General features: G+C 69.4%; 11 protein-coding genes. 6 read left to right on the forward strand and 5 right to left on the reverse strand.

What is annotated here, in order from left to right:
- Positions 1–105: 105 nt before the first annotated feature.
- Entirely contained in the window at positions 106–729 is a 624-nt protein-coding gene (locus KM176_RS24385; protein WP_160897244.1) for a LysE/ArgO family amino acid transporter, read from the reverse strand.
- Between the two features lie 91 nt (positions 730–820).
- Here KM176_RS24385 and KM176_RS24390 point away from each other — a divergent pair, with 91 nt between their 5' ends.
- Complete coding sequence (locus tag KM176_RS24390; protein ID WP_160897243.1) at positions 821–1,711, forward strand: LysR family transcriptional regulator ArgP; 891 nt, start codon at positions 821–823, stop codon at positions 1,709–1,711.
- A 6-nt stretch (positions 1,712–1,717) separates the two neighbouring features.
- On the opposite strand, the gene KM176_RS24395 is transcribed toward KM176_RS24390, so the two are convergent.
- From KM176_RS24395 to KM176_RS24410, 4 genes are all read right to left on the reverse strand, one after another.
- Positions 1,718–2,677 (reverse strand): ketopantoate reductase family protein, encoded by a 960-nt coding sequence (locus KM176_RS24395; protein WP_160897242.1) that lies wholly within the window; start codon positions 2,675–2,677, stop codon positions 1,718–1,720.
- A gap of 70 nt (positions 2,678–2,747) precedes the next feature.
- Positions 2,748–3,533: an ATP-binding cassette domain-containing protein gene (locus KM176_RS24400; RefSeq protein ID WP_160897241.1), complete on the reverse strand. Its 786-nt coding sequence runs from the start codon at positions 3,531–3,533 to the stop codon at positions 2,748–2,750.
- Complete coding sequence (locus KM176_RS24405; RefSeq protein ID WP_160897240.1) at positions 3,530–4,600, reverse strand: ABC transporter permease; 1,071 nt, start codon at positions 4,598–4,600, stop codon at positions 3,530–3,532. Before KM176_RS24405 ends, KM176_RS24400 begins: the two co-directional genes overlap by 4 nt.
- 81 nt (positions 4,601–4,681) lie before the next feature.
- Entirely contained in the window at positions 4,682–5,695 is a 1,014-nt protein-coding gene (locus KM176_RS24410) for a sugar ABC transporter substrate-binding protein (RefSeq protein WP_160897239.1), read from the reverse strand.
- Positions 5,696–5,864: 169 nt separating this feature from the next.
- On the opposite strand from KM176_RS24410, the gene KM176_RS24415 reads away from it, so the two are divergent.
- The 5 genes from KM176_RS24415 to efeO (KM176_RS24435) all read left to right on the forward strand — a co-directional run bounded on the left by KM176_RS24415 (position 5,865) and on the right by efeO (KM176_RS24435) (position 11,465).
- The gene (locus KM176_RS24415) at positions 5,865–7,037 is read left to right on the forward strand and encodes an ROK family transcriptional regulator (protein ID WP_160897238.1); all 1,173 of its coding nucleotides are present in this window, start codon (positions 5,865–5,867) and stop codon (positions 7,035–7,037) included.
- A 245-nt stretch (positions 7,038–7,282) separates the two neighbouring features.
- On the forward strand, positions 7,283–8,116 hold the full coding sequence (efeU, locus tag KM176_RS24420) for an iron uptake transporter permease EfeU (protein WP_160897237.1): 834 nt from the start codon (positions 7,283–7,285) through the stop codon (positions 8,114–8,116).
- A gap of 1 nt (position 8,117) precedes the next feature.
- On the forward strand, positions 8,118–9,284 hold the full coding sequence (efeO, locus tag KM176_RS24425; RefSeq protein WP_160897236.1) for an iron uptake system protein EfeO: 1,167 nt from the start codon (positions 8,118–8,120) through the stop codon (positions 9,282–9,284).
- 1 nt (position 9,285) lies between these two features.
- The gene (gene efeB, locus KM176_RS24430) at positions 9,286–10,605 is read left to right on the forward strand and encodes an iron uptake transporter deferrochelatase/peroxidase subunit (protein WP_160897235.1); all 1,320 of its coding nucleotides are present in this window, start codon (positions 9,286–9,288) and stop codon (positions 10,603–10,605) included.
- A 35-nt stretch (positions 10,606–10,640) separates the two neighbouring features.
- Complete coding sequence (gene efeO, locus KM176_RS24435; protein ID WP_215558844.1) at positions 10,641–11,465, forward strand: iron uptake system protein EfeO; 825 nt, start codon at positions 10,641–10,643, stop codon at positions 11,463–11,465.
- Positions 11,466–11,484 lie beyond the last annotated feature (19 nt).

Below are 11,484 nucleotides of genomic sequence, written 5' to 3' on the forward strand. Positions count from 1 at the left end.
GGGTTACCCGGTCCCGGGGAGGGCAGGGGTAACCCACGGGTTACCAGAGGTCTCCAAAAATAGACTCCGTAACCAAGGTTATGTTAAATGTTGTGATTTTTCCCCTCAAAATCCGGCCGCAAGGCGCAGGGCGATCGCCCACATGATCGCCCCGATGCAAAGGTCCAGGACCTGCCAGGCACGGGGCCGGGCGAAGAGCGGGCGCAGCCCCCGGGCGCCGTATCCGAGGGAGAAGAAGAACAGGAAGGATCCGCAGATTGCCCCGAGCGCAAAGCCCGCGCCCTGTCCGGGGAACCGGGTCGCCACGCTGCCCAACAGCAGCACCGTGTCGAGATAGACATGCGGGTTCAGCCAGGTCAGGGCGAGACAGGTCAGCAGGGTTGCCCCAAGCCCGCGCCGCCCGGCGTCCTTTGCCGCCTCCAGCGTAGCCCCGGGCCGCCAGGCTGCGCGCAGCGCCCGGGCACCGTAAAGCGCCAGGAACCCCGCGCCGCCGAAACGCAGCACCGGGTCGATCCAGGGCCACCAGCCCAGAACCCGCCCCAGGCCGCGCACCCCCAGGGTGATCAGCACCGCATCCGACAGGGCGCAGGCCAGGCAGACCGCCAGCACATGTTCTCCCCGCAGCCCCTGGCGCAGCACGAAGGCATTCTGCGCGCCGATCACCACGATCAGCCCGAGGCTCATCATCAGCCCGGTCAGGGGCACGGAAAGAAAGGAGGGAAAGGTCATGGGCAGCTCCGCTGTCGTCCCGCTTGAGCTACCGGCGCCCCCCGCATTAGACAAATTAAGGATCGTAAGCCTGATGAAGGAAAACTGTTCCATGATCGACTATGGTGCCGCGCGGGCCGTCGCGGCGGTGGTGCGCACGGGCAGCTTCGATCAGGCGGCCGCGGCGCTGAACGTCACCCCATCGGCGATCTCCCAGCGGGTCCGCCAGCTCGAGGAGCGGATGGGCACGGTGCTGATCCGCCGCGGCGCCCCCTGCACCGCGACCGAGGCCGGCGCCCAGCTCTGCCGGCACATGGAACAGGTCGGCATGCTGGAACAGGATCTGGTCTCCCGGCTGCCGGCGCTGGCCCCCGAGGGCACCGGCCCGGTGACCCTGTGCCTGGCCTGCAATGCCGACAGCCTGGGCACCTGGTTCCTGCCGGCGCTGGCCGAGTTCGGCCGCGAGACCGGCTATCTCTTCGACATCACCGTGGAGGACGAGGACCACACCGCCGACTGGCTGCGCCAGGGCCGGGTGCTGGCGGCGGTCAGCGCCACCGCGCAGCCGGTGCAGGGCTGCCGGGTGATCCCGCTGGGCGCGCTGCGCTACCACGCCACCGCCAGCCCTGACTATATATTACGTCATTTTCCCGAGGGTCTCGATGCGGGGGCGCTGGAACGGGCCCCGGCCCTGACCTTCGACCGCAAGGACCGGCTTCAGAAGCTCTGGGCGCGCCAGGCCTTCGGGCGGGAAGTGCGCTTTGCCTCGCACTGGCTGGCCTCCACCCATGGCTTCCTGGAGGCGAGCCTTGCGGGCATGGGCTGGGCGCTGAACCCCGCGCCGCTGGCGGCGGCGCATCTGGCCGCCGGCACCCTGGTCGAGCTTCTGCCCGGAGAGGTCTTCGACCGGCCGCTCTACTGGCAGATCAACCGCCATGCCGCCGCGCAGCTGACCGGATTGACGAAAGCGGTCACCACCCGGGCCCGCGCGGTGCTGGTCTGAGCCCGCTCAGCCGCGCAGGTTCCGATCCAGCAGGCGCATCAGCCCGTGCACCCCGGCGCTGACCGGCATCGGCTGCTCCAGCCGGGCCGCCAGTTCCACCAGCGCGCCCAGGATCGGGCCCAGTTCGACCGGGCGGCCGGCCTCGACATCCTGCAGCATCGAGGTGCGGATCGGCCCGAGCGTCCGGGTGGTGGCGATCCGCCCGGCGATGTCCTCGAAGCCCGCATGGCCGATCCGATGGCCAAGCGCCGCCATCTCGCGCATCATCGCCTCGACCAGGCCGCAGGCGCCCGGGTCGTCCAGAAGCTGCGCGGCATCGGCGCGCGCCAGGGCGGTCAGCGGGTTCATGTTGGCATTGCCCCAGAGCTTCACCCAGATCTCTCGGTGGATCTCGGGGGTGACGCTGGCGGGCAGGCCGCCGCGGCACAGCAGCGCCGCAATGTCCTCGGCCTCGGCCCCCTGCCCCAGCAGCAGCCGGTGCGCCACGTCCAGATGGACATGGCCCGGCGCCACCATGTGGCTGGCGGCATGGACGACATTGCCCAGCACCCGGTCCGACGGCATCAGCCGGGCCAGCTGGCCGCCGGGATCCACCGCCTCGAGGGTCATCCCCCGGGCCGGGCCGCCGAAGGCCTCGAAATACCAGAAGGGCAGACCGTTCACCGCCGGCATCACCAGGGTGCCCGGGGTCATCGCCTCGGCGATCACCGGCACCAGGGCGGGCAGGTCATGGGCCTTCACCCCCAACAACAGCAGGTCGGCGCCGCGCAGCGCGCCCGGATCATCGGTGGCGGTCACCGGCAGGACCCCGGGGCCGCCGTCTGCCGTTTCCAGGATCAGCCCGCGCCGTTGCAGCGCCTCCAGAGAGGCGCCGCGCGCCAGCACCGTGGCGCGGGCGCCGCCGCGCACGAACCCCGCCGTCAGCCATCCGCCGATGGCCCCCGCCCCGATCACCGAAACCTTCATGGCGTCCTCCTTCGCTCCTGCCCCAGTGGTAGAGGCCGGATCCCGGAGTGCCAAGCCGCCCGGCCCCGCCTCAGACGGGTTCGGCCACCCCCTCGGGGACGGCGGCGCCGGTCATGTAGGCCACCGCATCGGACATCGAATGCTGCTTCGGGTCGATGACGCAGAGCCTGCGGCCCAGGCGATGCACATGCACCCGGTCGGCGACCTCGAAGACATGGGGCATGTTGTGCGAGATCAGGATGATCGGAATGCCGCGCGCGCGCACCTCCTGGATCAGGTCCAGCACCCGGCGGCTTTCCTTGACGCCAAGCGCGGCGGTGGGCTCATCCAGGATCACCACGCTGGAGCCGAAGGCCGCCGCCCGCGCCACCGCCACCCCCTGGCGCTGGCCGCCCGAAAGCGTCTCCACCGGCTGGTGGATGTTCTGGATCGTCATCAGCCCCAGCTCTGCCAGCTTCTGTCGCGAGAAATCCTCCATCCGCTTGCGGTCCAGCTTGCGGAAAAGCTTTCCCATCAGGCCGGGCATGCGCAGCTCGCGGCCCATGAACATGTTGTCGGCGATGGAAAGCGCCGGCGACATGGCCAGGGTCTGGTAGACCGTCTCGATGCCGGCGGCGCGGGCATCGTTGGGGCTGTCGAACTGCACCGGACTTCCGTTCAGCAGGATCTCTCCGGCATTGGGCCGGATCGCCCCGGAGAGCGCCTTGATCAGGGTCGACTTGCCGGCGCCGTTGTCGCCGATCACCGCCAGGATCTCTCCGGGCAGCAGGTCGAAGTCGCAATGGTCCAGGGCGGTGACGCGACCATAGCGCTTCACCAGGCCCTTCGCTTCCAGGAGGGGGGTGGGGGCGGTCATTGCGTCACCTTTCTGATCCACTGGTCGATGGTCACGGCGGCGATGATCAGCACGCCGATCAGCAGGTAGGTCCATTGCGGGTCGGCCCCCGACATGCGCAGGCCCAGTTCGAAGACGCCGACGATCAGCGCCCCGAAGAAGGCCCCCAGGATCGAGCCCCGCCCGCCGAAAAGCGATATCCCCCCGATGACCACGGCGGTGATCGCCTGGATATTGCCGATCACCCCGGTGGTGGCCGAGGGCGAGACCGAGCCGTAGCGCCCGATCATCACCCAGCCCGCCAGCCCGCAGATGAAGCCGACCAGCATGTAGACCGACATCAGGGTCTTGTGGCGGTCGACGCCGGCCAGCTGCGCGGCCTCGGGGTCATCGCCCACCGCGTAGACATGGCGCCCCCAGGCGGTCGAGCGCAGCGCATAGGCCAGCCCCAGCACCACCGCCAGCATCAGCACGACGCCCAGCGTCAGCACCGCGCCGCCCAGGGTGAACTTGGTGCCCAGCACCTGCAGGAAGGGGGCCTGGGTCTCGATGTCCCGGGCGCGGATCGTCTCGTTACGGGAATAGAGGTAGTTCACCGCCAGCACGATCTGCCACATGCCCAGCGTCACGATGAAGGGCGGCAGCTTGATGCGGCTGACCAGCCAGCCGTTCACCGCGCCGATGGCGGTGCCGGCGGCCAGCCCGATCGGCACCGCAGCCACGGCGGGAACCCCGTAGCGGAAGGTGATCTGCCCCATCAGCACCGAACACAGCACCGCCACCGCGCCGACCGACAGGTCGATGCCGGCGGTCAGGATGATCAGCGCCTGGGCGGCGGCCAGCACGCCGACGATCTGCACCTGCTGGAGGATCAGCGTCAGCGCGAAGGGCGAGAAGAACTTGCCCCCGAGCAGCACGCCGAAGACCACCAGCGCCGCCAGCAGCACGATCAGCGGCACCAGTGCGGGGGTGGTGTGCAGGGCCTCGTGGAACCGCCCCCAAAGCCCCTTGCGGGTGGGTTCGAACTCGGCAAAGCCCTCCTCCCGGCGGGACTTCACCACGTCTTCAAAGGGATCTGCGCTGGCCATTCTGCATCCTCCGCGCCTTGGGAAAGGAAGGGACCGGCCCGCCGAAGGGGGGCGGACCGGCCCCGGGACGCCGGGGCGGTCTCAGCCCCAGCACATCTCCTGGCCCCTGGCCACGGAGATGGAGCTCACGCCCTCGACCGGCTGGTCGGTGACCAGCGAGACGCCGGTATCGAAGAAGGCCTTGCCCTCGGTCGCGGCGGGTTTGGTGCCGTCCTTGGCATAGGCGGCAATGGCCTCGATCCCCTTGGAGGCCATCAGCAGCGGATATTGCTGCGAGGTCGCCCCGATCACCCCGTCGGCCACGTTCTGCACCCCCGGGCAGCCGCCATCGACCGAGACGATCAGCACGTCCTTCTCGCGGCCCATGGACTTCAGCGCCTCGTAGGCGCCGGCGGCGGCGGGTTCGTTGATCGTGTAGACGACGTTGATCATCGGGTCCTTGGCCAGAAGGTTCTCCATCGCCTTGCGGCCGCCCTCCTCGTTGCCCTGGGTGACGTCATGGCCGACGATGCGCGGATCGCTCTCGTCGCCCCACTGGTTGGGATCGCCGATGTCGATGCCGAAGCCCTCCATGAAGCCCTGGTCGCGCAGCACGCCGACGGTGGGCTGGCTGACATCCAGATCCAGGAAGGCGATCTTCGCCTCCTTGGCCTTGTCGCCCAGCTTGCCCTTCGCCCATTCGCCGATCAGCACCCCGGCGTGGTAATTGTCGGTGGCGAAGGTCATGTCGGCGGCGTCGATCGGATCGAGCGGCGTGTCGAGCGCGATCACCAGCATCCCCGCCGCCCGCGCCGCCTCGATCGAGGGCACGATGGCCGAAGTGCTGGAGGGCGTGATCAGGATCCCCTTGGCGCCGTTGGCGATGCAGGTCTCGACCGCGGCGACCTGGGTCTCGTTGTCGCCATCGACCTTGCCCGCATAGCTGTTGAGCGTGAGGCCCAGCTCCCTGGCCTTGGCCTCGGCGCCCTCGCGCATCTTCACGAAGAACGGGTTGGTATCGGTCTTGGTGATCAGGCAGGCGCTGGTCTCGGCGGCCATGGCGCAGGCCGTCGAGGCGGCAAGCGCCAGCACGCTGACGGAAATCAGCTTCATCATCGGGGTCCTCCTCCCTATATGTCGCGCGACCCCCTCCTCAAGGTGCCGCTCCCCCGCGCTCGGGCCGGGTGCCTTTTGATAGCGAGGCCGGGGGAGAGCGGTCAATAAATAATTCCATTTGATTTATTAAGTGCCCCCCGTATCCTGCGGCCCGGGCAGGAGGACTGAGATGGACCTGGGCGAGATCCGCAAGCTGAGCGACGGCGTGAACCAGCTGGGGGCACGGGCGCATAACGAGCGGCTGATCCTGTCGGTGATCCAGCGCCACGGCGCCCTGCCGGGCCGCGACATCGCCGGGCTGACCGGGCTGTCGGCGCAGACCGTCTCCAACATCCTGCGCAAGCTCGAGACCGAAGGCTTCCTGCAGCGCGGCACGCCGCAGCGCGGTCGGGTCGGCAAGCCCTCGGTGCCGATGTCGATCCGCCCCGATGCGGCCCTGTCCTTCGGGCTGAAGATCGGCCGCCGCTCGGCCGACCTGGTGGTGATGAACCTGGCCGGAGAGGTGCTGGGCGCCAGCCAGAGTACCTATCGCTACCCGATGCCGGACGAGATCTTCGCGATCCTGGAACAGGGCATTGCCGACCTGTCCCGCGCCCTCAGCCCCTACCAGCGCAGCCGGCTCTGCGGCATCGGCATCGCCGCCCCTTCCGAGATCTGGAGCTGGACCGAGGTGCTGGGCGCCCCGCAGGACTTCTCGGTCTGGCGCGACACCGATGTCAGCGGCGCGGTGGCCCGGATCAGCCCGCTGCCCCTGTTCACCGAGAATGACGGCACCGCCGCGACCCGGGCCGAACATGTCTTCGGCCGCGGCCGGGCCTTCTCGGATTACGCGCATTTCTTCATCGGCTCCTTCATCGGCGGCGGCGTGGTGCTGAACTCCACCGTGATGGTGGGGGCGCAGAAGAATGCGGGGGCCTTCGGGTCGCTGCGGGTGCCGGCGCCGGGGGGCGCAGAGGTGCCGCTCCTGGATGCCGCCTCGCTCTACCTGCTCGAGGCGGCGCTTGCCGCCGAGGGGCTGGACACCGCGGCGCTGTGGCGGATGCCGCAGGACTGGTCCGCCTTCGAACGCCATATCGACCCCTGGATCGTCACCACCGCCCGGGCGCTGGCCCATGCGATCCGCTCCATCGGATCGGTGCTGGACTTCGAGGCGGTGCTGATCGACGGCGCCATGCCGGCGGCGGTGCGCGACCGGGTGGTCGCGCGCACCCGCGAAGAGCTGGCCCGCCTCGATACCCGGGGCATGATCCCGCCCCGCCCCGAGGCCGGATCGGTCGGCGCCAATGCCCGCGCCCTCGGCGCCGCCATCGCGCCGATCTACGCGCAGTACTTCTTCCAGTAGGTCCGGAGCGCCCCCCGGCGGTGCAACGGGGCCCCAGGCGTGGCCCGGGGGCATCTCTCACGGGTTTGTGACGCCCGGATATTCCGACCAAAACCATCGGAATTGACAAGCGGCGCTCAACCCGTAGAGATGCCCGCGAACCACGACACTGAACCGTTGTCTTTGCCGCGACATCCCAGCCCCGGTTCCGGCCCCCAAGGGCCGGTCTGCCGGCCATGCCACGACAGAGGCCAGGAGACACGGGTATGCTCGCACCATTCCTCATCATGCTGCGCGAGGGGCTGGAAGCCGCCCTGATCGTCGGGATCATCGCCGGATACCTGCGCCAGACCGGGCGGCGCGCCTGGCTGCCGGCGATCTGGATCGGCATCTTCCTGGCCGCCGCGCTGGCGCTGTTCGCCGGCGCCGCCCTGCAACTGGCCAGCATCGGCTTTCCCCAGAAGACCCAGGAACTGTTCGAGGCCGTCATCGGCGTTCTGGCGGTCATCGTGCTGATGTCGATGGTGTTCTGGATGAAGAAGGCGGCGCGCAGCCTCAAGGCCAGCCTGCAGGCCTCGATCGACGCGGCGCTGGAGCGGCCCGGCGGCGGCACCGCCACCTGGGCGCTGATCGGCATGGTCTTCTTCGCCACCGCCCGCGAGGGTCTGGAATCCGTCTTCTTCCTGCTGGCGATCTTCCAGCAGAGCCGCGATGCGCTGGCCCCCGTCGGCGCGCTGGCCGGCATCGCCGTTGCCGCCCTGGTCGGCTGGGGCATCTATGCCGGGGCGCTGAAGCTGAACCTGGCGCGCTTCTTCCGCTGGACCGGGATCTTCATCATCTTCGTCGCCGCCGGCCTGCTGGCCGGATCGGTGAAGGCCTTCCACGAGGCCGGCCTGTGGAACGGGCTGCAGGAGGTGGTCTGGGACGCCTCCGGCTGGCTGCCCGAAAGCAGCCCGCTGGGCACCGTTCTGGGCGGCGTGCTGGGTTATCGCGACACCCCCACCCTGGGCGAGCTGATCGTCTACCTGGCCTTCCTGGCCGGGGCGCTCTTCGTCTTTCTGCGTCCCGCCGCCCCGGCGGCCCTGCGCGAGGCCCGCTGAGATGTCCGGACCCCAGCACCGCACCCTTCTGAACCTCGCCGTGGCCGGCTCGGCCCTGCTCGCGCTCGCCGGGGGCGCCGCCTTCTGGTACGCGGCCGAGCGCGGCGCCCAGGCCCCCGCCCCCGCCGGCACGCGGGTCACGGTCAACGCCACCAGCTGCACCCCGAACGAGATCACCGTGCCCGGCGGCACCCGCAGCTTCGAGATCGTCAACGCCTCGGACCGGCCCATCGAATGGGAGATCCTCGACGGCGTGCTGGTGGTCGCCGAGCGCGAGAACATCGCCCCCGGCTTCCACCAGATCATGACCGTCTCGCTGAGCCCGGGGGATTACGACATCACCTGCGGCCTGCTGTCGAACCCGCGCGGCACGCTGCACGTGACCCCCTCGCACGAGGCCAGCGCCGCCGCCGCCGAGGTCACGCTGAAGAAGTTCCTCGGGCCGCTGTCGGAATACCGGGTCTACCTGGTGCTGGAGAGCCGCAAGGCGGTCCGCGCCGCCGAGGCGCTGCGCGATGCCATCGCCGCCGGCGATCTGGAGGCCGCCCGCAGCGCCTGGGAAGCGGCCCGCATCCCCTATCGCCACCTGGAGCCGCTGGCGATGCGCCTGTCGGACCTCGAGAACCGCATCGACCCGAACGCCGCATACCTTGCGGGCCGCGAGGCGGACCCGGCCTTCACCGGCTACCACCGGATCGAATACGGCCTCTTCGCGCAGGACAGCCTGGCGGGCCTTGGCCCGCTCTCCGACCAGCTGGTGCAGGACCTCGGCACGCTCTCGGAGCGGCTGAAGGCGATGACGCTGGACCCGGCGCTGCTGGTCTCTCTGCCCGGCGCCATGGCCGGCCAGCTGGCCCAGGCGCAGATCCCGGGCGGCGAGGATGCCTATGCCCGCAACGACCTGCCCGAGTTCGCCGCCAGCCTTGCAGGGATCGGCAAGATCACCGGCCTGCTGCGCGGCGTGCTGGAAGATGTCGACCCGGCGCTTGATGCCGAGATCGGCACCGCGCTGACCCGGGCCGACACGGCGCTGGCGGCGCTGAAGACCGACGGGAGCTTCCCCGCCTATGACCGCGTGAGCGCGGCGCAGCGCCAGGACCTGGCGCAGGCGCTCTCTGGCCTCCAGGCCAGCCTCGACAAGATGCAACCCGTGATCGGGATGAACTGAGATGACCAAGACACCCTCCCGGGGCCAGGGCTGCCCCTTCACCCCCTCCCGCCGCGGCGTTCTGCTGGGGCTCGGCGCCGGCGGTCTCGGCGCCATGGCCTCGGTCGTGCAGGCCCCGGGCGCACAGGCCAAGGACGCCCCCCAGGTCAATGATGCGCCCGAGGCCCGGGCCGAGACCACCGCGCGCCGCGTGCCCTATCTGGGCGCGCATCAGGCCGGCATCACCACGCCGCGCCCCGAGGCCGGTCTGGTCGCCAGCTTCGACGTGGTGGCCTTCAGCCCGAAGGACGTGGAGCGGATGCTGCGCACGCTGAGCGAACGCATCGCCTTCCTGACCCAGGGCGGCGAGGTGCCAGAGCGCGACCCGCGCCTGCCGCCGGCGGATTCCGGTCTGCTGGGCCCGGTGGTGCAGCCCGACAACCTGACGATCACCCTGGGCCTGGGGCATTCCTTCTTCGCGGGGCGCGACTGGCTGAAGGATCTGGCGCCGGCGAAGCTGCAGCAGATGGTCGAGTTCCCGAACGATGCGCTGGAGCCCGCGCTCTGCCATGGCGACCTGTCGCTGCAGTTCTGCGCCAACCTGCCCGACACCAACATCCACGCCCTGCGCGACATCGTCAAAAACCTCTCGGACACGATGGTGCTGCGCTGGATGATGGAGGGCAGCGTGCCCCCCGTGGTCCCCGATGCCTCCGGAGAGACCTCCTCGGCGCGCAACTTCCTGGGCTTCCGCGATGGCTCGGCCAACCCGGACTCCACCGATGATGCGGCCATGGACCGGATCGTCTGGACCCATGGCACGGACGAGCCCGCATGGGCGCAGGGCGGCAGCTACCAGGCGGTGCGGATGATCCGCAACTTCGTCGAACGCTGGGACCGCTCGGCGCTGGCCGAGCAGGAGGCGATCTTCGGGCGCCGCAAGGTCTCGGGGGCGCCGCTCGATGGCGGGCCTGAGGCCAGCGAGCGCGACGTGCCCGATTATGCCGCCGATCCCGAGGGCACGGCGACGCCGCTCGATTGCCATATCCGGATGGCCAACCCGCGCACGCCGGGTTCGGAGAAACACCTGATCCTGCGCCGGCCCTTCAACTATTCCCGGGGCGTCAGCCCGAACGGCCAGCTGGATCAGGGCCTGCTGTTCATCTGCTACCAGGCCGACCTGGAGGCGGGCTTCATCACCGTTCAGAACCGCCTGAACGGCGAGCCGCTGGAAGAATACCTCAAGCCGTTCGGAGGGGGGTATTTCTTCGTCCTTCCGGGCGTGTCGGAGGCCGGGGACTACCTCGGCTCCGGCCTCATCACCGCAGCCCGGCGCGCCTGACCCCGCCCAGCCAGCCCGACCCAAAGGAGACAGACATGATCGGGACCTTTCTGAAGACCACCGCGCTGGCCGCGGGTTTCGCCGGCTGGGGCCTGGCGGCCATGGCCGCCTCGCCCTCTCTGGACCTTGTTGCGCCGCTTTCGGACTACAAGATCTACGTGGCCGACAATACCCAGCAGCTGCTGGCGGACACCAAGCGCCTGGTCGCGGCCATCAAGGCGAACGACGTCGAGGGCGCCAAGGCCCTCTTCGCGCCGACCCGTACCAGCTACGAGAAGATCGAGCCGATCGCCGAGCTCTTCGCCGATCTCGACGTGTCGATCGACGCGCGCGCCGATGACTACGAGCAGGGCGAGAAGGATCCGAAGTTCACCGGCTTCCACCGCATCGAATACGGCCTCTGGGTCGAGGGCTCGACCGCGCATCTGCAGGACTATGCGGACAAGCTGCTGGCCGATGTCACCGACCTCGACAGCCGGATCGCCGCCCTGACCTTCCCGCCGGAAGCGGTGGTGGGCGGTGCGGCCGCGCTGATGGAAGAGGTCGCGGCGACCAAGATCTCGGGCGAGGAAGACCGCTATTCGCGCACCGACCTCTGGGACTTCGACGCCAACTTCGAAGGCGCGAAGGAGATCTACGAGCTGCTGCGCCCGATGCTGCAGGACGATCCGGACTTCATCGAGAAGTGCGACGACAACTTCGACACGGTGGACCAGGTTCTGGCCAAGTACCGCACGGCGGATGGTGGCTATGTCTCTTACGAGCATCTGAGCGACGGGGACCGGACGATTTTGTCAGCGAAGGTGAACACGCTTGCGGAGGATCTTTCGACGCTGGAAGGCAAGCTGGGCCTGGGCTGAGGCCCGGTTTCAGAGGCAG

The sequence above is a fragment of the Pseudooceanicola endophyticus genome, assembly GCF_018760365.1.
In the GTDB taxonomy this organism is placed as follows: domain Bacteria; phylum Pseudomonadota; class Alphaproteobacteria; order Rhodobacterales; family Rhodobacteraceae; genus Pseudooceanicola; species Pseudooceanicola endophyticus.